Consider the following 22,440-nt stretch of genomic DNA (forward strand, 5'->3'; position numbering starts at 1 on the left):
GTACCGTGATCCCGCCTCCGAAGTTCAAGGTACTCAGTACCGAAACGGACAACGTCCAAATCTTGTTTGCTGTAATGCCGCAGCCAATTGTCGTTTCTTCAGTGACGCATCCTCCAGATTCGATCAGGCGTGCGGCGGCTGCCCTAACGCAAATTGCCCGTGATTTGGCGATACCTGGGACGGCCTCATTTGTTCGCCTCGGTGAAGAGGCACCGGTGGCGATTGAGGAACTTGGCTCCCACAGCTGTCTTGTCCGCAGTACGGTCAGCGTTCTGGCAGACGCACCATGCTGTGACCAAATCGCCAGCAATCGGCGCAACACGATACTATTCGCCGGCGTTTCCAGCGAAATTGCGATCCTGCACACAGCGCTCGATGCGCGACGTGCCGGATATGAAGTTTCGGTTCTGATCGATTGCTGCGGGGGACTGAGCAGCTCGACCGAGGCGACGGCACTCGACCAGATGGCTGCGGCGGGCGTCTGTGTTTCGGCGCGGAACATTCCACGCCGAAACACAATCTCGTCAACGCTGATGGAAGGACATTCTGCGGGCCCCGTTCAGAAGCTGATGGTGAACGACGAAATCGCTCAAGGCACTCCGTTGCGCATTTTACCCGACTACGAGGCAAAGCCGACGGAAGCGGTCCTGGACTATGCATCTGTCCAATTTACGGAGCTCGGTCATGCGGGCATTCAGCGGACTTTCTGTGCCGAAACTCCAATCGGTTGAGGGGCTTATTGACCAGCGGCACTTGCCCAGAGACACTGCTGCTGGAGCGCTAACTCAGAGACGGCCGACGTGGCGATCAATAGCCGCGCACCGCGTCGATAATGTCGTTCAGCGGTTCGGTCGCCAAATAACGGCGGATATTATCCAGCATCTGTTCGTCCTGGCGCACCTGCAGGTCTTCGCGACCGCGCCATGAGCAGTGGGGCGTCAGGAAAATCTTCGGATGGCTGTAGATCGGGTCGCCTGGCACGGGCGGTTCCGGCGAGGTCACGTCGAGCGTGGCGCCCGAGAGCTGGCTTGCGTCGAGAGCAGCATAGAGATCCTCGATGACGATCTGCGCACCGCGGGCGATGTTGATCAGGTGCAGGCCCTTTTTGGCGTGGTTCAGTACATCGGCGTTGATCATGCCGCGGGTCTTGTCGGTCAGTGGCGCGGCGAGCACGAGGTGGTCGACGGTTGCGACCAGCGATTTGATGTCCGTCGCTGCGGTGAAATCCGCGGAGGTCTCGCCGCCCGAGCGCTTGAGTACGACGATTTCCATCCCAAAAGCCTTTGCCAGCCGGGCGATTGCCTTGCCCAGCGCGCCATAGCCGACCAGACCGAGCTTGCGCCCGTGCAATGTCCCCATTGACGGGATGCCCCAGTCTTCTGCGCGGCGAACGCGGGCGGTGAGGAAGTTCTTTTCGTGGTTCAGCATCGCGCAGATGACGTATTCGGCGATCGGCTCGGCGGTCAGTCCGCGGCCGCAGGTGACCAACGGAACTGAGAGAAGCCAGCTCGGAAAGAAATCGACGCCGGCGGAGACGGCCTGAACCCATTTGAGCGCCCCCCAATGGTCCGGCAGGTCCTTTGGCGGATTGCGCCAGCCGGGGCCGGGGCCGACAAAGGCCACCTCGGTTCCGGCCGGAATTTTCCACGGTTCGCTCTGAGCCACATTGGTGATCGCAACCTGTGGAAACCGCTCGGTAATCAGCGCGCCAAATTCCTCGCCCAAGCCATTTGCCAAATTCACCACTGATGCCTCCCGTTTCATTCAATACACACAGCGCTGCCTGACCCGGCCTCGCCGCCTCCGTGAAGTGCTCTTAACAGAAAAAATATACGGGATGTAGTTTTTAATATATGAAGTAGGAAATTTTCGTATATGAAGGTCGTCAGGAGGAAATTCAGCATGAACATTCGCCAGCCACTTTCCCGGCTCGTTGCGGATCAGATCCGCGATCACATTTCCAATGGTGTACTTTTACCCGGGCAGAAACTGAACGAGCGCGAGATCATGGACCGGATGGGGATCACCCGCACGCCACTGCGTGAAGCGATGTCGATCCTTGTAGGTGAGAAGCTGATCGAGATGTCGCCGAACCGCGGCGCGATCATCACCACGCTGACCGATACCGACATCAAGTCGATGCTCGAAGTGCGCGGCATGTTCGAATATCGGGCTGGCGAACTGGCGGTCGGGCGGGTCACCGGCGCCGAGGTCGATCATCTGGCCGGCCTCTGCGAAAAGATGGATGCGCTGCGTTTGGATAACAATCCGAACGACTGGTGGGCGACCAACCGTCTGTTTCACAAGACGATCGTGGCACTGAGCGGCAATCCGATGCTGATCGACTATTACGCGAATATTTCACTGCGCATGACGGTCTACAATTATTTCAACCGTCTGGGCGTCACCACCACTGATCGCTGGGAAAGCTCTGAGGAGGAGCATCGGCAGATCGTGGAATTGCTGCGGCAGCGTGATGGTGCAGGTCTTGGCGCGGTGCTGGAGCAGCACCTGATGAGCTCATGGCTCGTCGCACGCCAGATCGTGCAAACGCATGGGAGGGAGACGGAGCTGTTTTCCGCCAGGTTCCGGGAGTTAAGGACGGCGCAAGCCGAACGGGAGAGGTAACTACGCATGAAAATCGTGAAGGCCGAAATTTTCGACATCGAATGCCCCAAGCGGCCGCCATGGCACCCGGTGCTGTTGCGACTGGAGACGGATGAAGGTCTGACGGGCGTCGGCGAAGCGGCCATGGCTTATGGTATTGGCCGCAGTGCGGCGGCGCATATGGTCAAGAACCTGGTCGAGTCGTTCGCCATGGGCGCCGACCCGATGTCGAACGAGTTGTTGTGGGAACGGATGTACCGCGAATCCTTCTGGGGTCTCGGTGGCGGTGCCGTCGTGTTCGCCGGCATCAGCGCCATCGACATGGCCTGCTGGGACATCAAGGGCAAGGCTGCCGGACTGCCGGTCTACAAGCTGCTGGGCGGCAAGACCAATCCGACGCTGCGCTCCTATGCCAGCCAGCTGCAGTTCGGCTGGGGGCAGGAGAAGGTCGAAAGCATGACCGATCCGAAGGACTATGCGGATGCGGCTCTTCGCGCCGTTGCCGAAGGCTACACCTGCGTCAAGGTCGATCCGCTGATGTTCGACGCCGGTGGCAAGCGTCACTACGACCTGACCCGGATGTTCCAGCCGAAGCAGATCCGCATGTATGTGGAGCGTCTCGAGGCCATTCGTGATGCAATCGGCAGCGATGTGGACATCATTCTCGAAGTGCATGGCGCCACCAGCGTCACCTCGGCGCTGCAGGTCGCACGTGCCTGCGAACACCTGGACATCTTCTATTACGAAGAGCCGGTGAACTACCAGAATTCCCGTCTGCACGACAAGGTAGCGCGCGGTACCCGCATCCCGATAGCCGGCGGGGAACGCATCTATACGCGCTCAGGCTTGAGGCCCTATCTCGAAGACCAGAGCCTTGACGTCATCCAGCCGGATATCGGCCTGACGGGTGGCCTGACGGAAGCAAAGAAGGTCTGCGATTACGCCCATATGTATGATGTCGGCGTGCAGGCGCATGTCTGCGGCAGCCCGATCTCGACGGCGGCAGCCCTGCATCTGGAAACGGTGATTCCGAACTTCACCATCCACGAGCACCATACCTACGCGCAGAAATCCTGGAATATCGAACTCTGCGATGTGGATCTGCAGCCGGAGCGGGGAACCTTCACTGTTCCGGAAACCCCGGGGCTCGGCATCGGTCTCAACGATGCGGTCGTCTACAAATCTCCGAACATGGTCATGAAGGCATAAGCATAAGACATCCGAGGAGGCGCAATTCCGGCCGCGTGAGGACGGTCGGGATTGTGAAAAGTTGAGCGCACAAGGGAGGAAACTATCGTGCTGCTGAAGACATTGAAAATGACTGCCGCGTCGATCGCAATCGGTGTGGCCATGGTGCCGATGGCCACCACGGCCTTTGCCGCCGACAAGACGCTGACCGGCGGTTTCGACGTCGGCCCGGGCGGATTTCCTGGCAACTTCAACCCGCTGATGGCGACCACCGGCTATATGGCGATGGCGCTCGCCTATGAACCGCTGGTCGTCTACGACAAGGCGCTGCAGAACGTCGTCGGCAAGCTCGCGCAGAGCTACGAGATCAGCCCCGACCAACTGACCTACACGTTCAAGCTGGTGCCGAATGCCAAGTGGCATGACGGCCAGCCGTTCACCTCCAAGGATGTGAAGTTCACGCTGACGCTGGCGTCCAACAAGGAATCCGGGTCGGTCTATGCAGCCCGGCTCGGCGCGATCAGCAGCATCGATACGCCGGACGACCAGACGGTTGTCCTGCACCTGTCGAAGCCCAACGTATCGCAGCTCGACACGCTGACCAAGGTGATGATGCTGCCGGAGCACAAGCTTGCTTCGTTCAAGCCGGACACGCTGCCGCGCAACGAATACTGGACCAAGGAGCCGGTCGGCACCGGCGCCTTCCAGTTCAAGACATACGTCACCGACCAGTATGTCGAATACGCCGCCTTCAAGGATTATTACCGCGGTGCACCGAAGCTCGACCGGCTGGTGAACCGATATTTCAAGACCACGGCCGGTGCTGTTGCCGCTTTGAAGTCGGGTGAGATCCAGACGTCCTATATCGAATCCGACGACGTCGCGAGCTTCGAGAAGGACACCAACTACACCGTCATCCCGGGCGATTCCTATGTCGTCAATTATCTCGGCTTCAACTTCGGTGACACGATCTGGAAGGACACCCGCGTCCGCCAGGCGGTGATGTATGCGATCGACCGCAAGACGATCGTCGACAGCCTTTATGGCGGCAAGGCAAAGCTTGCCAATTGCGGTTACGTTGCCGATCGTTTCGTGCCGGGAGATCTCAACCCTTACGAATACAGCCCGGAAAAGGCAAAGGAACTGCTGGCTGAAGCCGGCTGGGACAAGATCAACGGTTCCGCGCCGATCCCGATGCTGACCTATTACAACACGCCGCTTTCCGACAATGTCATGGGCGCGATGCAGGCAATGCTAGGTCAAGTCGGGATCAATGTCGTGCCGCGAGTGGCCGACTCGGGCACCTATAACTCGACCATCTATGCCCAGAAGCCCGACTTCAAATCCTTCTCGCTGGTATTTGCCGGCCTGACCAATGGTCCAGACCCGAGCAATCTGAATATTGGTCTCAACGCGGCGCAGATCCCGCCGAATGGTGCCAATTATTACCGGGCCGATATTCCTCCGGTCACCGCCGCTTTCGACAAAGCTTTGTCCGATCCGGATACCGGCAATTTCGAGAAGAACTTCCAAGATGTCTGCAAGGCGATGAACAGCGAAGTGCCGTGGGCGACGCTCTGGGTCACCCAGCGTTACGGCGTCGCATCGACCAAGCTGAAGGATTTCACCTGGATCCCGGCACCGGGCGGTGGACCTTACGAGAGCCATCCGGAGCTCTGGGACGTGGCGAACTAAACCCAATCCGGAATTCGGCGCGGGTGGGCTAAGGCTCGCCCGTGCCCAGGAGGAGAAATCATGGCAGGTTTTATCGCCAGACGGCTTCTGACAGGGATCATGCTGGTCGTGGCACTCAGCATGCTCGTGTTTAGCCTGTTGCGGCTGGCGCCGGGCGATCCGGTCGATGCCTATGTCGACCCGATGGTGTCGATGTCGCAGGAGGACATGGAAAAGCTGAGGGCGCAGTTCGGGCTCGATAAACCCTTGCCGGTGCAATATGTCGCCTGGCTGGGTGCCACGGTGCAGGGCGATCTCGGGCGCTCGCTGCAACGAAACGGCGAGCCGGTGGTGCGACTGATCGGACAGCGGATCGGCCCGACCCTGCTGTTGATGCTGACCGGTTTCGTGATCGCCATCGTCGCGGGTGTCTGTTTCGGGGTTCTGGCGGCGGTCTTCCGTGGATCGATCATCGACCGGCTTTTGATGCTGTTCGGGTCGGTCGGCGTCTCCAGTCCGGCGTTTCTGACGGCGCTGATCGGTCTCTACGTGTTTTCCATGGTGCTCGGCTGGTCGCCCGCCGGCGGCATGCTGACCCCGGCAACGCCGTTCAGCATGGCCGATTTGCTGGACCATCTGATCCTGCCGGCCCTGCTGCTGGCCTTCTACCAGACGGCCTTGGTGATGAGCTACATGCGCTCCTCCGTGCTGGAAGTCATCAATCAGGATTTCGTCCGCACCGCCCGTGCCAAGGGCCTCAGCGAGTGGCGAATCATCCGCCGGCATGTGGTCAGCAATGCGCTTCTGCCAGTGGTGACGCTGATCGGCTCGACGCTCGGGCTTGCCGTTGGCGGCGCGATCTTCATCGAGAGCGTCTTCAACTGGCCGGGCATGGGCCTGCTGCTGGTCAATGCGGTCGAGCTTCGCGATTACCCGGTCGTCATGGGGGCGACGCTGGTGATCGGCGCCTGGGTGATCTTCATGAACATCGTCACGGATCTGGCCTACCGGTCGATCGATCCCCGCGTAAAGGTGGCATGATGGCTTTTGCTTTTCCCATCCGTTCCAATGGCCCGACGGCCCGCGCAGCCGGCCGCTTTCTTGGCCGCACGTCGTCGATCTTCGGATTGGTCCTGGTGCTCGGCGTCGTGCTCGCCGTGCTGGTGATGCCGCTGTTCGGCTTCAATCCGAATACGATCGACCTCATGTCGATCAACAAGGCGCCGAGCCTGACACATCTGCTCGGCACCGATGGTCTTGGCCGCGATGTGTTGGCGCGTGTGCTGGAAGGCGGGCGGATCTCGCTGCTCGTCGCCTTCGTATCGACGGTGATCTCCACCATTGCCGGCTTCCTGATCGGCGCCGCGGCGCCGCTCGGCGGCAAATGGACTGACAGTATCATCATGCGCATCGTCGATCTGGCCATGACCTTGCCGCCGGTCATCCTGCTTCTGGTGCTGGCCTCGATCACCGGCGCCGGCATCGGCTCGACGATTATGGTGATCTCGCTTTTGTCCTGGCCGATCCTTGCCCGGCTCGTGCGCTCCCGCCTGCTGGAACTGCGCGAACGCGACTTCGTGGTCTATGCCCGGGGGGCAGGTGCTGGGACATGGCATCTGGTGATGCGGCACGGCCTGCCGAACACGCTCGATATCATCGTCGTCTACGCCATGCTGCAGGTGGCCAATGCGATCCTGCTCGAAGCCGGCTTGTCCTTTCTTGGTCTCGGCGTGCCGCCACCGGCTGCAAGCTGGGGCAACATGCTCAACGCCGCGCGCAGCACCGTGGTGCTCCAGAATTACCCCTGGCAGTGGCTTTTCCCCGGTTGTGCCATCGTGCTCACCGTGATCGCGATCAACCTGGTCGGCGACGGCTTGCGCGACGCCTTTGATCCCCGGGCGGAATAGGAGATGTCCATGATCATCGAACAAATCCGGCCATCCGACATGCTGGCAAACGAGGCGCAGGACGATGCGGTACTGCGGGTGGAGGATCTCTCCATCGATCTGGCCGGCAAGACCGGCGCACTGAAGGCGATCAACGACGTGAACTTCTCGATCCGCCCTGGCGAGACATTGGCGCTGGTGGGAGAGTCCGGATCGGGCAAGTCGCTGACCAGCTTGTCGGTGCTTCAGCTTCTGCCCAAGACCTTGAAGACCGGGCAGGGATCGAAGATCCGCTTTCGCTCCAAGGACGGCAATTTCCATGATCTTGCCACGGCCTCGCCGCGGGTGATGCGCTCGATCCGCGGCCGGGACATCGGCATCGTGTTTCAGGAGCCGTCCTCCAGCCTCAACCCGGTGCAAAGGGTGGGCGAGCAGATTGCCGAACCGATCCGGGTGCATATGGGCCTGTCGAGCCGTGCCGCCTGGAAGCGGGCGGAGGAGCTTCTGGCGCATGTGGGCATTCCCGACGCGCCGCGCCGCGCCCTGCAATATCCGCACGAGTTTTCCGGCGGCATGAGCCAGCGCGCGACGATCGCCATGGCGCTGGCCTGCGATCCGGTGATGCTGATCGCCGATGAGCCGACCACGGCGCTCGACGTGACGACGCAGGCGCAGATCCTCGACCTGATGCAATCGCTGCAGCGCGAGCGGCAGATGGCGATGCTGTTCGTCACCCATAACTTTGCCGTCGTCGCGCAGATCGCCCATCGAGTCGCGGTGATGTATTCCGGCTACGTGGTCGAATACGGTCGCGTCGATCAGGTGTTCGCGCACCCGCGCCATCCTTATACGGCGGGGCTTCTGGCCTGCGTGGCGCGGGAAGGCGAAGCGCTGGCGCTGAGACGCGAAGGCAAACATCTGCCGACCATCAGCGGCTCGGTGCCGAGCATTGCCAACCGTCCGCAGGGCTGTCCATTCGCGCCGCGATGTCCGCTGGCGATCGACGCTTGCCGCGCGCAGGTGCCGCCGCTCGAAGTGACCGACGAAGGTAATATCAGCCGCTGCATACGGTGGAAGGAATTATGACCAAGATGAACCCCTTGCTCTCGGTCAGAGGCCTGACAAAACATTTCTCCGTGCCTGGCAGCAAACAGGTCGTGCGGGCGCTGAATGATGTATCCTTCGATCTCGCCAAGGGCGAAGTGATCGGCCTGGTTGGTGAATCCGGCAGCGGCAAGACGACGATCGGGCGATCGGTTCTGCGGCTGGTGGAGCCGACCAGCGGCCAGGTTTTGTTCGATGGCGTCAATCTTATCGGCATGAAGCAGAAACAAATGCAGCTGCAACGGCGGCGGATGCAGTATATTTTCCAGAGCCCGTTCGCCAGCCTTTCGCCGCGCATGACGATCGGTGAAATCCTCACCGAAGGCATGAGCCTGCAGAAGATCGGTACCCGTGCCGAGCGCATGCAGACCGCGGCCGAGGCCCTGCAGGTGGTCGAACTTTCGCCCGACGTGATGGAGCGTTACGCCCACGAGTTTTCCGGCGGCCAGCGGCAGCGTATCGGCATCGCCCGGGCGCTGACCCTGAAACCGGAGCTGATCGTGGCCGACGAGCCGGTCTCGGCGCTCGATGTGTCGATCCAGGCGCAGATCATCAACCTGATGCGCGACCTGCAGATCAAGCTCGGCCTCAGCATGCTGTTCATCACCCATGATCTCGGCGTGGTCGAATATATCTGCGATCGGATCATCGTGCTCTATCTCGGCCGGATCATGGAAATTGCGCCGGGCGACAGGCTGCATTCGGATGCCCGTCATCCTTATACGCGAGCTCTCTTGTCGGCCATCCCGTCGGTCGATGTCGGCGCTGCCAGCAAGCGCCAGATGCTGGAGGGAGACATTCCCTCACCACTGTCGCCGCCCTCCGGCTGCGTGTTCCGGACCCGCTGTCCGCACGCGCTGCCGATGTGCGGACAGGGCGTGCCGCCGCTGGTCGAAGTCTCGCCGGGGCATCTGAAGGCCTGCTGGCGCGACGATGTTTCGGGGCCGCCGATGGCGGGTCTCATGCCGGAGCGCAGCAACGTGGGCGAGCCGGCGTGAGCGGTGCGACGGTTACGGTTTTGAAATGAAAGGGAAGGGAATACACAATGGATAATAACAACGCTAATCCGATCCGTGTCGGGATCATCGGCGACGGCTTCATGAAACCCTCCTATTTCAAGGAGGCGCTTGAGAGCGAGATGCCCGGCCGGGCATTCACGATCGAGACGATGGAACTCGGCTGGCCGATCGAGCGCAACATCACCAAGGTCGATCCGACGCTGCCGATCGGCGAATTTGTCGGACGCCCGGAACAGTTCTACGATTTCATCAGCGGTTGCGAGATCCTGATCTGCCATCTGGCGCCCATCATCCGCGATACGTTCGAGGCCTCGCCGGACCTGAAGTTCATCGCCGTCTCGCGCGGCGGGCCGATCAATATCGACATGGCGGCAGCCAAGGACTTCGGCGTCAAGGTGTCAAATTCGCCAGGTCGCAATGCGTCGGCGGTAGCTGAATTCGCGATGGCGTCGATGCTGGCGGAAATCCGTAATCTCACCCGCGGCCATGTGGCGCTGATGAACGGCGAGTACCGCGGCGATCTGTATCATGAGGAAATCACCGGTCGCGAACTGTGCGAGATGACGGTGGGCGTGATCGGTTACGGCGAAGTCGGCAGCCGCGTCGTCAAGATGCTGAAGCCATTCGGATGCAAGATCATCGTCTGCGATCCCTATAAGCAACTGACCCGTGAAGATGCCGACGATGGCGTGACGACTGCCGATCTCGATACCCTTCTGGCAGAAAGCGATGTGGTGACATTGCATCCGCGTGTCACGGCAGAGACCCGGGGCATGATGAGCGCCGAAAAGTTCGCGCTGATGAGGGACGGCAGTTATTTCGTAAACACCGCGCGTGGGCCGCTGGTCGACTACAACGCGCTTTATGAGGCGCTGACGTCCGGTAAGCTGCGTGGTTGCGCCCTCGACACGTTCGAAAAGGAGCCGCCACCGGCGGACTGGCCGCTACTAAAGCTGCAGAACGTGACGCTGTCACCGCATATTGCCGGCGCCTCGCGCTTTACCATCCGCAAGGCGGCCTCCCAAATTGCCGGTGATGTGCGAAGGTTCCTCGACAAAGAGGCGCTTCGGTACCCGTGCAATTAACAGTCCCTCCAAGACAGACGGCGTGCCATTGGGGGTACGCCGTAACGGTGATTACAGGGTAATAGCAGTGAGCGATCCGATCTACGACCTCTTCATCATCGGTGGCGGCATCAATGGTTGCGGCATCGCCCGTGATGCGGCAGGGCGCGGCTATTCGGTGGCTCTGGCCGAAATGACGGACTTTGCCGCCGGCACGTCGTCTGCGGCAACGAAGCTTATCCATGGCGGGCTGCGCTACCTCGAACATTACGAGTTCCGGCTGGTGCGCGAGGCGCTGATGGAACGCGAGATCCTGTGGGCGATGGCGCCGCACATCATCCGGCCGATGCGCTTCGTGCTGCCCTACCACAAAGGCGGTGTTCGGCCGGCATGGCTGATCCGGCTGGGGCTTTTCCTCTACGACCATATCGGCGGTCGAAAGCTGCTTCCGCCGACACGGTCGATCGACATGCGGCGCGATCCGCTTGGCAAACCGCTGAAGCCGATCTTTTCCAAGGCGTTCGAATATTCCGATGGCTGGGTGGACGATGCGCGGCTTGTGGTCCTCAATGCCCGTGACGCACAGGCCCGGGGCGCTGCCATTCTCAGCCGTACCCGCGTCATCTCCGCTCACCGCGAAAACGATCTCTGGCGGATCGAGGTCGAGGCAAACGGAGCAAGGGCCATTCATAGGGCGCGGATGCTGGTGAATGCTGCAGGCCCCTGGGTCGACAAGGTCCTCGGCCAGGCAATGGGGCGCAACGACGCCCGCAATGTCCGGCTGGTGCAGGGTAGCCATATCGTCATCCGCCGCAAGTTCGAGGATGAGCGGGCGCTGTTTTTCCAGAATCCGGACGGACGGATCATCTTCGCTATTCCCTATGAGGGCGAGTTTACCCTGATCGGCACGACCGACCGCGATTATCAGGGCGACCCGGCCAAAGTCGCGATCAGCGATAACGAGGTGGATTATCTCTGCAAGGCTTCGAGCGAATATTTCAAGGAGCCGGTGACGCCTGCGGATATCGTCTGGACCTATTCCGGCGTCCGGCCGCTGTTCGACGATGGCGCAACGGCGGCGCAGGAGGCAACCCGCGATTACGTCCTGAAACTGGAAGAGCAGCTAGGCGAAGCGCCTGTGTTGCATGTGTTCGGCGGCAAGCTGACCACCTATCGCCGCCTTGCCGAACATGCGCTGCAGAAGATTTCCGCAGGGATCGGTGAAAAGGGCAAGCCGTGGACGGCGTCCTCGCACCTTCCGGGCGGTGATTTTCCGGCAACCGGATTTTCCGATGCGCTTGTCGATCTGCGCAAGACCTATCCGTTCCTGACGGCTGCCCATTCGAGGCGATTGCTGCGGCTTTACGGCACCGATGTCCGTCAGATCCTGACGGGGGCCGGCAGCATGGCCGACCTCGGCCGGCATTTCGGGGCCGATCTATACGAATGCGAGGTTCGCTGGTTGATGGCCAAGGAGTGGGCCTTCAAGGCCGAGGATATTCTCTGGCGGCGGACCAAGCTTGGTCTGCACCTGGTGGCCGAAGAGGTTCAGGCCCTCGCTGAATATCTGCGCGATCATGCCGAGGCGCGCGGGCCGGCTCCGGTCGCCTGAGGCGCTTATCCCGCTACCGGATGAAGAGGGGCGGGCCGATCGTCGGCCTCGCCGTTATGGCTTGTCGGCCATCCAGATGTTCGGCACGGTTTCAGAGCTGTAGCCGCTGACAAAGGAGTTCTGGCTGCCGTCATTCTTGAAGGCATGACGGTTGATGCGGCCGATATTGCCGCCATAGACGTGGATCGACACCGACGGCCTGGTCTTCAGGCCGTTGCGGACCTGGTGGATATCGCCGATCGTCGGCGAGACCATGTCGATCTGGCCGCTTTCGAGATATTCCAGCTCGCCGACCTTGTGCATGGCGCCGGCTTCCTGTTCGTAACGCTGCGAGATTTCCGAACCGCGCAGCACGCCCAGCAGGCCCCAGACCGTGTGGTCGTGAATCGGCGTTTCCTGTCCCGGGCCCCAGACGAAACTGACGATCGAGAAGCGCTCTTTCGGGTCGCAATGCAGCAGATACTGGCTGTAGCGATCCGGATTGGGCTGGGCATACATGTCCGGCAGCCACTGGTCGGCGCGCAGCAAGTCCTCCATCAGCGGGTGAGCCGCCTGCAGCATCACAGCCTCGTCGGGATCGCGGTCGGCAAGCTCGGTCAGATTCGTCACGAAGTCCCTGAAGGTCTTGATGCTCATCACGCCACCTTTTCTTTTGGCTGCATTGCAGGCTCCAGCGAAGCGATGATCTCGGCGTTATGTTCGCCGAGCGCCGGAGGGTTCTGGCGGATCTTCAGCGTTTCGCCATCCAGCCTGACCGGCGAACCGAAGGTGCGGGCGGTGACGCCGCCAGGCAGGTCGATGTTCTGGATCCAGCCCATTGCCTCGACCTGCGGGTCGGAAAGCGCCGCTGCATAATCGTTGATCGGAGCGCAGGGAACTCCCGCGGCACGGAACTTTTCCAGCCACTCGGCCGAAGAGCCTGTGGCGAAGACCTGCTCCAGCAGGATGCGCAACTCGACCTGATGGATCGCCCGGTCGCTGTTGGTCGCGAATCGCGGATCGAGGAGCAGATCGCCCTGTCCGACGATCTCGCAGACGGACCGCCAGAGCTTGTCGTTTCCTGCTGCCATGACAAAATGTCCGTCGCCGGATTTGAACGCTTCGTAAGGCGCGTTGCGCGGATGCGCAGCTCCCATTTTTCTCGGCGAATCTCCCGTTCCAAAATATTCCGAAGTCTGCAGGGCCGCAACGCCCAAGGTAGCGCCAAGCAGGGAAATGTCGATGAACCGGCCCTTTCCATCGATGCCTGCCTGCCGCAGCGCGCTGGAAATCGAAAAGGCGGCATAAAGTCCGGTCGAAAAGTCGCTGATCGGCACGCCGCATTTGACCGGGCCGCCGCCCTCTTCGCCGGTAACGCTGATGACGCCGGCCATGGCCTGGATCGTCACATCGAACCCACCTTCGAAGGCGCGCGGTCCGGTCTGGCCGAAACCGGAAATCGAGGCGTAGACGAGAGCCGGGTTGATTTGACTGAGCTGGCTATAGCCCAGCCCAAGCCGATCCATGACGCCGGGCCGGTTGTTCTCAACCACGACATCCGCCTCGGAGCACAGTTTCAGCGCGATTTCCTTGCCTTCAGGGCTCTTCAGATCCAGCGCCAGCGACCGTTTGTTGCGGTTGAGAGAGGCGAAATTCTCGCTATAGCCATTGTTGATCGGCGGCCATTTGCGCATGCCGTCGCCGCCGGCGACATTCTCGATCTTGATCACGTCTGCACCGAAATCTGCCAGCAGCATGGCGCAGAAGGGGCCGGCCGCGACCTGGCAGAATTCTATCACTTTGATGCCAACTAACGGCAGTTCACGTCCGCTCATCCAGGCTCTCCTCCCGCGGAGCGCGATCTAATCTGACTGCAGCTCCAAATGTTCCAAATAGTGATACGTCGTATCGAATATTGTCTATTAGAGATTAGATGAGGCCGTTTGTCCATAAAAACTTGCGCCTTCAGCGGCGCGCGGAGCGTGACATTTGCGGTGGCATATTCTATTAAATGAAACCGCGGATCGGATGTTGGACCGGTATCGCGGTTAATCCGGCATGAATTTTCCGTTTGAAAGGCGCTTATGGATACGACTTTCGTCAAGGGCCTCACCCTGATCGAGCTTCTTGCCAAGAGTGACGAGCCACGCGGCGTGACCAGCCTTGCGCGCGAACTGGATCTGACCAAGAGCAACGTCCACCGGCTGCTGACGACGCTTGTGGCGACCGGTTACGTCCGCCGCGACGATGCCAATGCCAGCTACGAACTGTCGTCCAAGGTCTGGGAGATCGGGCTCAAGGTCGGCTCGCGCTTCAATCTGGCCAAGATTGCCCGTCCGCGCATGACCCAGCTTGCCGAACTGACCGGTGAATCCGTCCATCTCTCGGTGCTGGACATGGCCGAGGTGGTCTATATGGACAAGATCGAGAGCCTGCAGCCGATCCGCTCCTATACCAGCGTCGGCGGTCGCGCACCGGCCTGGTGCGTGGCGACCGGCAAGGCGATGCTGGCGCAACTGCCGCCCGAGAGCCTGCGCCTGCCGCAACCACTAACCGCCTTCACCGACCAGACGATCACCGATTCCGATGCCCTGGCGGCGGAATTTTCTACCATTCGCAAGCAGGGTTATGCGGTGAATCGGGGAGAATGGCGCGACGGCGTGTTCGGCATCGCGTCGGCGATTTCGGACGCGACGGGCCGGGTAGTCGGAGCGATCGGCATTTCCGGGCCTGGCACGCGGTTCAAGCCGCGCGAGATCAAGTCATGGGGGGCGATGGTCGTGGAGGCGGCGCAGGCCGTATCGCGATCGGTCGGAGGAAGCGGGAGAGGAATTTAACATGGCAGTTGTGACTGCGGGCGGAGGCCAAATGTCTGCGAGCGTATCGGTGCTCGAAAGGGAGGGGCGGCATCATCTAATCGTCGATCGGGCCGCCAAGGGCAATGCACTGAGTTCGGAGATCGTTGCCGATCTCAGCGCCGGTTTCGACCGGTGCCTGGACAAGGGGGCGCGGGTGATCGTGCTGGAGGGGCAAGGAAAACACTTTTGTACCGGTTTCGACCTCTCGACGCTGGACAGCGAGACGGATGCGAGCCTGCTTTTGCGGTTCGTGGAAATCGAAAAACTGCTGCAGAAAGTGCATTCTTCGCCTGTGATGACGGTGGCGATCGGCAAGGGGCGGTGTTTTGGCGCAGGTGCCGATCTGTTTGCCAGCTGCGACCGTCGGATTGCGCTGGACGGCGCGAGTTTTGCCTTCCCGGGCGCAGCCTTCGGGCTGGTACTTGGGACGTCGCGGCTTGCCGGGCGGATCGGGCGCGATCATGCGCGGGCCTGCCTGACGGGCGGTTTGACGCTGACCGACACCGTGGCTCTGGCGCAGGGACTGGCAACGGATCTGGTTGCGGCGGATGGGCTGGAGGGGCTGTTATCGGCAATCGGCCTCGCCGGCCACCGGCTGGAGGCGGACACGGTGCGGGCGCTTCATGCGGCAACCGATGCCGCGGACTATGACAGCGATCTTGCCAATCTTGTGCGCTCCGCAAGTCGGGCCGGGGTTCGGGAGCGAATCAGGAGTTATCGGGACAAGGTGAGGGCTGCCTGAGAGGGGGCCGTTCAGGGGTGGTGGCTCATTCACCTTGGAACATGGGCTCCGGATGTTGCTGATACGCGCAAGGCGCGACAGCATCGGTGCTAATCAGCGCCAAATTTTGGAGAAATAACTACGACGCTAATGTTGCCTTGAGACTGAGAGGGCAATTTGCTTCGGGCGAGGTCAGCAAGGACGGCAGCTTCCCCGCCAAAAATCTTACCCGCCGAGTGCCAGCCGGATCGTCCTTGCAGCCTCGATCACGTCGCCGGAGAATTCCTTGATCTGCTTGCGCTTCAGGCGCGAATCCGGACCCGACATGCCGATCGCACCCACAAGTTCTCCGGCTCGGTCGGTGATGGCGCAGGCGCAGGCGGAGATGCCTTCGCGCCACTCGCCGTGATAGACGGCGGCATATCCCTGCTGGCGCACCAGCTTGATATCGTTCAACAGTTCGGCAAGGCTCTTTTTCGATGAGGGCGTGTAGGGTTTGATGAGCGGCTCGAACCTTTCGAGATAGACGTCGGGCAGCTCCGCCAGCATCGCCTTTCCGGTCGCCACTGTCCAGGCTGGGGCCCGCGAGCCGACGCTGGTATGGGCGCGAATGTGGTGGGCGCCTTCGATCTTGTCGAGGTAGACCACATCGGTGTCTTCCAGAACCGAAAGGTGAATTGTTTCGCCGGTCTTCTCCGCCAGTTTCAGCATGGCGGGGCGGGCAAGCGAGGTGACGTCCATCCGCCGGATGACATTGCTGCCAAGCTGCCAGATCTTGGTGGTCAGCTCATAAGTGCTGTAACGCGGCAGCTGGCGCACATATCCCTGATCGGTCAACGTCGTCAGCATGCGGTGGACATTGCTCTTGGTCAGCTCCAGCTCCACCGAAAGATCGGTGACGCTGCGCGGACAGTCGCTATTGGCCAGCGTTTCCAGAAGCCGCAACCCTTTGACGAATGCCTTATCCATAACCTGCGCACTGCTTTCTAAACCAGGCTCGCATTGTATCGCCATTCCGTTACGAAGGCATCTCATATAAAGCCCCGAGCGAGGGTGCGCTCCGGAGCCGATTGCCCGGAGCGCCGGTCACTAGCTCAGCTGGCTGACGAAGCGGGTTTCGAGATAGGCCTGCGTAGCCTCGGAGCCGCCCTCGGTACCGTAGCCGCTGTCCTTGATGCCACCGAACGGCACTTCCGGCAGAGCAAGGCCGTTATGGTTGATGCTGAGCATACCGGCCTCCATCTGCCGGCTTAGATCATGCGCCGTCTTGACCGAGCCGGTGAAGGCATAGGATGCAAGGCCGAAGGGCAGGCGGTTGGCCTCCGTGATGGCCTCATCATAATCCGAGAAACGGTTGACTATGGCGACCGGGCCAAACGGCTCGTCATTCATGATCTCGGCGCTGACGGGCACGTTGGCAAGGACGGTGGGTTCGAAGAAATGGCCCTTGTTGCCGATTCGGCGGCCGCCGGTCCTGAGTTCCGCACCGCGAGACACGGCATCGTTGATCATCGTCTGGATCGCCGTCATGCGGCGTTCGTTGGCCAGCGGTCCCATCTGAGTATCGGCATCAAAACCATTGCCGACCTTGATCGCCTGCGCCGCCTTGACCATGCCGTCGAGGAACTGGTCGGCAACGCCATCCTGAACCAGAAACCGGGTCGGCGCGACGCAGACCTGCCCGGCATTGCGGAACTTCGAGGCGGCGGAGACCTCGATCGCCTTGTCGATATCGCAATCGTCGAACACCAGAACCGGGGCGTGGCCGCCAAGCTCCATCGTTGCCCGCTTCATGTGCTGGCCGGCCAGGGCTGCCAGATGTTTGCCGATCGGGGTAGAGCCTGTGAAGGAAATCTTGCGGATGACCGGGTGCGGGATCAGGTATTCGGAGATTTCCGACGATTTGCCGTTGACCAGATTGACGACGCCGGCCGGAATGCCGGCATCGGCAAAGGCGCGGATCAGTTCGGCAGGCGAGGCCGGCGTCTCGTGCGGCGCCTTGACGATGATCGAGCATCCGGTGGCGACTGCGGCAGACAATTTGCGCACGACCTGGTTGATCGGGAAATTCCACGGCGTGAAAGCGGCGACCGGGCCGACCGGCAGCTTGATCGCCATCTGCGATACACCGCTGATGCGGGCCGGAATGATCTGACCATAGGTGCGTCGGGCTTCCTCGGCAAACCAGTCGATGATGTCGGCACCGCTCAACACCTCGGCCCTGGACTGGGCGAGCGGCTTGCCCTGTTCCCGGGTCATCAGGAAGGCGATGCGGTCGGCGCGCTCGCGCAGGATGTCGGCAGCCTTGCGCATGATCTTCGAGCGTTCGAAGGGCGAGGTGTCGCGCCAGATCCTGAAACCCTTTTCGGCGGCCTCGAGAGCAAGGTCGAGATCCTCTTTACGGGCGCGGGCAATGTTGCCGATGACTTCTTCGGTGGCCGGGTCGGCGACGGGAAGGGTTTCGCCCTTCAGCGCATGGCGCCACTCGCCGTTGATGAAGAGCAGGACGTCAGGATAGGTCTGCATGGGAATACCGGATTTCCGTTCGGGAAGGTGTTGAAAAGAGAAGGCCGCGACTTGGGCCGCGGCCTCCGACGAGGTTATTGGGCCAGAAGCGCGTTCAGCTTCTCCTGGGCGTATTCCTCATTGGTGGACTTGCCGTCAGGCGACGGAGCACCCCAATAATCGGCGCTCCACTCGACTGCCTGCTTGACGTTGTCGGGGTTGTTGGCCAACAGGCGGCTGATTTTCGGATCGGCGGCCTCGTAGACCAGCTGCGAGGGAACCGGCACCGGATAGGCGGTGGAAAGCGCCGCGGCGCGGTCGGCATCAAGCCGGTAGGACAGCAGTTTCAGTGCGTTTTCCGGATTGGGCGAGCCATTCGGGATCGAGAAGAAGTCGTAATAGATGAAACCCTGGTTCCAGGTCATGTCAACCGGCGCGCCTTCGACCACGACGAGATTGTTGATGCGTCCGGCATAGGCCATGCACATGTCGGCCTCACCATCGAGCATCAGTTGTGGCGCTTGAGCGGCCGTCGTCCACCATTTGCTGACGTTTGGCTTGATCTCGGCGATCTTCTTCAGCGCCCGGTCCATATCCACCGGATAGAGCTTGTCCTTCGGCACGCCATCCGCCATCAGCGCCGCTTCGAACACGAAACGCGACCAGCCTGGCATGCAACGTTTGCCGGGAAACTCCTTCACGTCCCAGAAATCCGCCCAGTTGTTCGGCTTTGCGTCGGCGTATTTTTCCGTGTTGTAGGCCATGGCGACGCCGATGACCTGCAGCGCCACGCCTTTCTTGCGCTTCAGATTGTCCGGCATGGTGGCCAGCGTCTTCTGGGCGCTTTCGGACAGCTTGCTGTAGTCGATATCAAGCAGGCAGCAATCACCCAGCAGCTTGGTTTCCTGATCGAAGATGAAGGTCAGGTCCCAGCCGGCCTTGCCGGTGGCGCCCTGCGCCTTGATCTTCGGGCCGCTGCGCGCCTCCTGCACGGTGACAACCTTGATGCCGGTTTCCTTCTCGAAGGGGTCGTACATGATCTTGCGCAGGGCTTCGCCATAAGCGCCGCCGGGATCCTGCATGATGACTTCCTTGCTCTGGGCGACCGCTCCCGAAATGCCGCCAAAAGTGATTGCCGTTGCCAGCAATCCGGTTGCTACGCTTGCCTTCAATACTCCCATGACATGTCTCCTCAGCATGTTGGTTTCCTCCTCTTGAGATCGTATGCGGTGTCACACGACGGCACGCTTGGGGCCGGCCAGGACCGGCCGCGCGAGCAGGATGCCACCGACGACCAGCAGAACTTCCAGTGTCGACACGACGGCGAGCACGGGATTGAGCTGGTAGTTCACGTCTGCCCACAAACGCAGGGGCAGTGTCTTCAGCTGCGCGCTCGACAGGAAAAGCGACAGCACGAGTTCATCGAATGAATGCAGAAAGGCGAAGAAGGTGGCGGCCGAGAGCCCCGGCGCGATTGCCGGCAGCGTCACCTTGCGAAACACCGTGATCGGCGAAGCACCGTGGATGGCGGCGGCCTGTTCGAGTTTGGTGTCGACGCCCTGCAGGCTGGCGGCGATGATCACCACGACCAGCGGAATGCCGCCGATCGCATGCGCACCGGCAAGCCCGAACATCGAACCGATCAGGTCGAAATGCAGGAACAGGCTGTAAAGCGACAGGCCGAGCACCACCGGCGGCACGATGATCGGGCTGACCAGCAACAGCATGATCGCCGTCTTGCCCCTGATCGAGCTGCGGACGATGCCCATCGCCGCCGAGGCGCCGAGAACGATTGCCATGCAGGCGGACATGGCGGCGATCGTCAGGGATGAGGTGAACGCCGCCATCCATTCCGAATCCGAGAAGAACTTCTCGTACCAGCGCAAGGACAGGCCGGGTGGTGGGAAGGTCAGGAAGCTGGCGCTGCTGAACGAGATGATGATGACGACGACGATCGGCAGGATCAGCGTCAGGATCACCAGTCCGCCCATTGCGCGCACCGTCCATTCGCCGGCGCTGGCGGGAAGCTTGCCGAGCAGGCGCAGCAAGGGCCAGCCGATCGTGTCGGCGGCGATCATGCCGAGCGAGTTGCCACGCGCCGCCTTGCTGGCCTTGCCGATCGTCGGTCTGGCATCGGTCAGCTTGCCGCCACCCCAGATGAATTCGAAGCCGAGGAATTTCCCGGCAATGCCGACGACGATCAGGGTGATCAGCAGCAGCACCACGGCCAGCGCCTGCAAAAAGCCTTCGCTGGTGAGGAAGTCCGCCTGCTGCGTGATGTGCATGGCAAACATCTGGTCGCCGGGGCCACCAAGCAGGGTAGGCGTGATGAAGAAGCCGAGCGCCGTGACGAACACCAGCAGGAAACCGGCACCCATGCCCGGCATGGTCAGTGGCAGAAGCACACGCCAGAAGACGGCGATCGGGCCGGCGCCGCTGGCAAGGGCCGCCCGGGTCAGGCTCTGGTCGATGCGCGAAATGCTGGAATAGATGCTGAGCACCATCAGCGGCAACAGCACAGCGGTCATGCCGAGCAGCACGCTGCCGCGGTTGAACAGCAACTGTGCCGGTTCATCGGATATGCCGAGCCACATTGCCATCTTGTTGAGCGGCCCGTTGCGGCCGAGCAGCACCATCCAGGCATAGGTGCGGATCAGGATGGCGATAAAATAGGGCAACACAACTGCGGTTGCGATCAGCACCTGAACGATGCCGCGGCTGCGGTGGATGAGCAGCGCCGTCGGATAACCGAACACCAGGCAAAGGCCCGCCACGGTGAACGAAATCTGCATGGTGCGCACCAGCGACTGCCAGTAGAGCGGGACCGAGAACACTCGTTCGAAATGGGTGGTCCAGGTTTCGCCGCCGACGCTGAGGCGGAACAGGTCGATCAGCGGCCAGACATAGATGAAGGCCAGGAAGGCGGCGGCCGGCACCAGCAGCAGGGCCGGGTTCTTCAGCCGTTCCGACAGGCTCGCCGCTTGTGGTTTGATTGTCTGGAGGTCGGTTGCAGCCATGGTCATGACAGCACCCAGCAATCTTCCGCATCCCAGCTCGCAAAGAGCTTTTCGCCGATATCGGGCAGGCGCCTTGCGTAAGTATCGGCGCAACGGATCAGCAGCTTTTCACCGCCCTCCATCTCCGCCTCGATGCGCAAGAGTTCGCCGAGGAACAGTGCGGATGTGACGGTGACGGGAAGCGCGTTGGGTGAAGGCGTATTGCTGATGGCAATGCGCTCCGGGCGAACCAGAACAGTGGCGCGGCCGACCATGTCAGGATTGCGGCTTTCGGCTTCAAAGGTGAAACCGGCGCGGTTCTTCAGCACCAGGCGAGTGCCGCGGCGTTGCACCAGTTCGGCATCGATCAGATTGGATTCGCCGACGAAAGACGCGACGAACTTGGTGGCGGGATGGCGGTAGATTTCCACCGGGCTCGCGACCTGCACGACGCGGCCCGCATCCAGCACGGCGATACGGTCGCTGAGCGTCAGGGCCTCGCCCTGATCATGGGTGACGAACAGGATGGTGCTGCCGATCGTGCGGTGCAGTTCACGGATCTCGATCTGGATCGATTCACGCAGGCGACGGTCGAGCGCGCTGAGCGGCTCGTCCATCAGCACCACGCGCGGCCGCATGACGATGGCGCGGGCAATCGCCACGCGTTGCTGCTGGCCGCCGCTCATCTGGTTCGGCATCTTGTTGGCATGTTCCGAAAGCCGCATCACTTCCAGCGTTTCGGCAACGCGCCGCTCCGTGGTCTGGCGATTGACGCCGGCCATGCGCATCGGAAAGGCGACGTTCTGGGTCACGGTCATGTTCGGAAACAGTGCATAGCTCTGGAACACCATGCCGAAACCGCGTTTGTGCGGGGGGACATGCTGGACCGGTTTGCCATCCACCAGGATCTGGCCGGAATTTACCTTCTGGAAACCTGCAACGAGGTTCAGCAATGTGGTCTTGCCGCTGCCGCTGGGGCCGAGCAGGGTGATGAACTCACCGGCTGCGATGTCCATGGCGACATCGTCCACCGCGACGAAACTGCCATAGGTCTTGCCGACATGGTCTATTTGGATGCTGGCGCCGATGGCGGGTGCGATGGCTGATTTCTGTCCTGATGCCGGCACGGTGGTGTTTTGCGAGTCGTGCGAACCCTCGCGGCGCTCTGCGCGCCACGTCGAATTATCTGCCATGGTCTCCTCCCGGCGTGTTCTAATATTTAGAACG

The 22,440-nt window shown here is 61.2% G+C and carries 20 protein-coding genes; 12 read left to right on the forward strand and 8 right to left on the reverse strand.

Annotated features, from left to right (window positions below; genetic code table 11):
• Positions 1-5: 5 nt before the first annotated feature.
• The gene (locus ACQY1K_RS22785; RefSeq protein ID WP_430259695.1) at positions 6-731 is read left to right on the forward strand and encodes an isochorismatase family protein; all 726 of its coding nucleotides are present in this window, start codon (positions 6-8) and stop codon (positions 729-731) included.
• A 76-nt stretch (positions 732-807) separates the two neighbouring features.
• On the opposite strand, the gene ACQY1K_RS22790 is transcribed toward ACQY1K_RS22785, so the two are convergent.
• Positions 808-1,743, reverse strand: coding sequence for an NAD(P)-dependent oxidoreductase (locus ACQY1K_RS22790; protein WP_430259697.1), 936 nt, complete (start codon positions 1,741-1,743; stop codon positions 808-810).
• A gap of 159 nt (positions 1,744-1,902) precedes the next feature.
• On the opposite strand from ACQY1K_RS22790, the gene ACQY1K_RS22795 reads away from it, so the two are divergent.
• The 9 genes from ACQY1K_RS22795 (at position 1,903) to glpD (ending at position 12,154) form a co-directional block, all read left to right on the forward strand.
• Entirely contained in the window at positions 1,903-2,628 is a 726-nt protein-coding gene (locus ACQY1K_RS22795) for a GntR family transcriptional regulator (protein ID WP_430245311.1), read from the forward strand.
• Between the two features lie 6 nt (positions 2,629-2,634).
• On the forward strand, positions 2,635-3,816 hold the full coding sequence (locus tag ACQY1K_RS22800) for a mandelate racemase/muconate lactonizing enzyme family protein (RefSeq protein WP_430245313.1): 1,182 nt from the start codon (positions 2,635-2,637) through the stop codon (positions 3,814-3,816).
• Between the two features lie 108 nt (positions 3,817-3,924).
• Entirely contained in the window at positions 3,925-5,490 is a 1,566-nt protein-coding gene (locus tag ACQY1K_RS22805) for an ABC transporter substrate-binding protein (protein ID WP_430260641.1), read from the forward strand.
• A gap of 60 nt (positions 5,491-5,550) precedes the next feature.
• Positions 5,551-6,510 (forward strand): ABC transporter permease, encoded by a 960-nt coding sequence (locus tag ACQY1K_RS22810; protein ID WP_430259699.1) that lies wholly within the window; start codon positions 5,551-5,553, stop codon positions 6,508-6,510.
• On the forward strand, positions 6,507-7,376 hold the full coding sequence (locus ACQY1K_RS22815; protein WP_430245317.1) for an ABC transporter permease: 870 nt from the start codon (positions 6,507-6,509) through the stop codon (positions 7,374-7,376). Before ACQY1K_RS22810 ends, ACQY1K_RS22815 begins: the two co-directional genes overlap by 4 nt.
• A 9-nt stretch (positions 7,377-7,385) precedes the next feature.
• Positions 7,386-8,441, forward strand: a complete 1,056-nt coding sequence (locus ACQY1K_RS22820) for an ABC transporter ATP-binding protein (protein WP_430245319.1) — start codon at positions 7,386-7,388, stop codon at positions 8,439-8,441.
• The gene (locus tag ACQY1K_RS22825) at positions 8,438-9,457 is read left to right on the forward strand and encodes an ABC transporter ATP-binding protein (protein WP_430245321.1); all 1,020 of its coding nucleotides are present in this window, start codon (positions 8,438-8,440) and stop codon (positions 9,455-9,457) included. Before ACQY1K_RS22820 ends, ACQY1K_RS22825 begins: the two co-directional genes overlap by 4 nt.
• A gap of 47 nt (positions 9,458-9,504) precedes the next feature.
• Positions 9,505-10,563: a 2-hydroxyacid dehydrogenase gene (locus ACQY1K_RS22830; protein ID WP_430245323.1), complete on the forward strand. Its 1,059-nt coding sequence runs from the start codon at positions 9,505-9,507 to the stop codon at positions 10,561-10,563.
• Positions 10,564-10,630: 67 nt separating this feature from the next.
• Positions 10,631-12,154 carry a glycerol-3-phosphate dehydrogenase gene (gene glpD, locus ACQY1K_RS22835; protein ID WP_430259701.1) on the forward strand — a complete coding sequence of 508 codons (1,524 nt, stop codon included), beginning with the start codon at positions 10,631-10,633 and terminating at the stop codon, positions 12,152-12,154.
• 54 nt (positions 12,155-12,208) lie between these two features.
• Here the strand turns inward: glpD and ACQY1K_RS22840 are convergent, their stop codons facing one another.
• Positions 12,209-12,790, reverse strand: a complete 582-nt coding sequence (locus ACQY1K_RS22840) for a cysteine dioxygenase (protein ID WP_430245327.1) — start codon at positions 12,788-12,790, stop codon at positions 12,209-12,211.
• A complete protein-coding gene (locus ACQY1K_RS22845; protein WP_430245328.1) occupies positions 12,790-13,968 on the reverse strand; it encodes a CaiB/BaiF CoA transferase family protein in 1,179 nt (392 codons plus the stop codon). The genes ACQY1K_RS22840 and ACQY1K_RS22845 overlap by 1 nt, the downstream gene beginning before the upstream one ends.
• 249 nt (positions 13,969-14,217) lie before the next feature.
• On the opposite strand from ACQY1K_RS22845, the gene ACQY1K_RS22850 reads away from it, so the two are divergent.
• Positions 14,218-14,970: an IclR family transcriptional regulator gene (locus ACQY1K_RS22850; protein WP_430245330.1), complete on the forward strand. Its 753-nt coding sequence runs from the start codon at positions 14,218-14,220 to the stop codon at positions 14,968-14,970.
• A 31-nt stretch (positions 14,971-15,001) separates the two neighbouring features.
• Entirely contained in the window at positions 15,002-15,733 is a 732-nt protein-coding gene (locus ACQY1K_RS22855; RefSeq protein WP_430245332.1) for an enoyl-CoA hydratase/isomerase family protein, read from the forward strand.
• Positions 15,734-15,937: 204 nt separating this feature from the next.
• Here ACQY1K_RS22855 and ACQY1K_RS22860 read toward each other — a convergent pair whose 3' ends face one another.
• From ACQY1K_RS22860 to ACQY1K_RS22880, 5 genes are all read right to left on the reverse strand, one after another.
• Positions 15,938-16,681 carry an IclR family transcriptional regulator gene (locus ACQY1K_RS22860; protein ID WP_430245334.1) on the reverse strand — a complete coding sequence of 248 codons (744 nt, stop codon included), beginning with the start codon at positions 16,679-16,681 and terminating at the stop codon, positions 15,938-15,940.
• A gap of 120 nt (positions 16,682-16,801) precedes the next feature.
• Complete coding sequence (locus tag ACQY1K_RS22865) at positions 16,802-18,238, reverse strand: NAD-dependent succinate-semialdehyde dehydrogenase (RefSeq protein WP_430245336.1); 1,437 nt, start codon at positions 18,236-18,238, stop codon at positions 16,802-16,804.
• A 74-nt stretch (positions 18,239-18,312) separates the two neighbouring features.
• Positions 18,313-19,398, reverse strand: coding sequence for an extracellular solute-binding protein (locus ACQY1K_RS22870; protein WP_430259703.1), 1,086 nt, complete (start codon positions 19,396-19,398; stop codon positions 18,313-18,315).
• A 51-nt stretch (positions 19,399-19,449) separates the two neighbouring features.
• Complete coding sequence (locus tag ACQY1K_RS22875) at positions 19,450-21,240, reverse strand: ABC transporter permease subunit (RefSeq protein WP_430245340.1); 1,791 nt, start codon at positions 21,238-21,240, stop codon at positions 19,450-19,452.
• Positions 21,237-22,406 carry an ABC transporter ATP-binding protein gene (locus ACQY1K_RS22880; RefSeq protein WP_430259705.1) on the reverse strand — a complete coding sequence of 390 codons (1,170 nt, stop codon included), beginning with the start codon at positions 22,404-22,406 and terminating at the stop codon, positions 21,237-21,239. Before ACQY1K_RS22880 ends, ACQY1K_RS22875 begins: the two co-directional genes overlap by 4 nt.
• Between the last annotated feature and the right edge of the window lie 34 nt (positions 22,407-22,440).

Origin of the sequence: Neorhizobium sp. IRS_2294 (assembly GCF_050500145.1) — a bacterium.
GTDB lineage: Bacteria > Pseudomonadota > Alphaproteobacteria > Rhizobiales > Rhizobiaceae > Neorhizobium > Neorhizobium soli.

Coding starts and splice junctions, on each gene's coding strand:
- ACQY1K_RS22795 (WP_430245311.1), top strand. CDS start 1,903: ATGAACATTCGCCAGCCACTTTCCCGGCTCGTTGCGGATCAGATCCGC.
- ACQY1K_RS22800 (WP_430245313.1), top strand. CDS start 2,635: ATGAAAATCGTGAAGGCCGAAATTTTCGACATCGAATGCCCCAAGCGG.
- ACQY1K_RS22805 (WP_430260641.1), top strand. CDS start 3,925: ATGACTGCCGCGTCGATCGCAATCGGTGTGGCCATGGTGCCGATGGCC.
- ACQY1K_RS22810 (WP_430259699.1), top strand. CDS start 5,551: ATGGCAGGTTTTATCGCCAGACGGCTTCTGACAGGGATCATGCTGGTC.
- ACQY1K_RS22815 (WP_430245317.1), top strand. CDS start 6,507: ATGATGGCTTTTGCTTTTCCCATCCGTTCCAATGGCCCGACGGCCCGC.
- ACQY1K_RS22820 (WP_430245319.1), top strand. CDS start 7,386: ATGATCATCGAACAAATCCGGCCATCCGACATGCTGGCAAACGAGGCG.
- ACQY1K_RS22825 (WP_430245321.1), top strand. CDS start 8,438: ATGACCAAGATGAACCCCTTGCTCTCGGTCAGAGGCCTGACAAAACAT.
- ACQY1K_RS22830 (WP_430245323.1), top strand. CDS start 9,505: ATGGATAATAACAACGCTAATCCGATCCGTGTCGGGATCATCGGCGAC.
- ACQY1K_RS22840 (WP_430245327.1), bottom strand. CDS start 12,790: ATGAGCATCAAGACCTTCAGGGACTTCGTGACGAATCTGACCGAGCTT.
- ACQY1K_RS22845 (WP_430245328.1), bottom strand. CDS start 13,968: ATGAGCGGACGTGAACTGCCGTTAGTTGGCATCAAAGTGATAGAATTC.
- ACQY1K_RS22850 (WP_430245330.1), top strand. CDS start 14,218: ATGGATACGACTTTCGTCAAGGGCCTCACCCTGATCGAGCTTCTTGCC.
- ACQY1K_RS22855 (WP_430245332.1), top strand. CDS start 15,002: ATGTCTGCGAGCGTATCGGTGCTCGAAAGGGAGGGGCGGCATCATCTA.
- ACQY1K_RS22860 (WP_430245334.1), bottom strand. CDS start 16,681: ATGGATAAGGCATTCGTCAAAGGGTTGCGGCTTCTGGAAACGCTGGCC.
- ACQY1K_RS22865 (WP_430245336.1), bottom strand. CDS start 18,238: ATGCAGACCTATCCTGACGTCCTGCTCTTCATCAACGGCGAGTGGCGC.
- ACQY1K_RS22870 (WP_430259703.1), bottom strand. CDS start 19,398: ATGGGAGTATTGAAGGCAAGCGTAGCAACCGGATTGCTGGCAACGGCA.
- ACQY1K_RS22875 (WP_430245340.1), bottom strand. CDS start 21,240: ATGACCATGGCTGCAACCGACCTCCAGACAATCAAACCACAAGCGGCG.
- ACQY1K_RS22880 (WP_430259705.1), bottom strand. CDS start 22,406: ATGGCAGATAATTCGACGTGGCGCGCAGAGCGCCGCGAGGGTTCGCAC.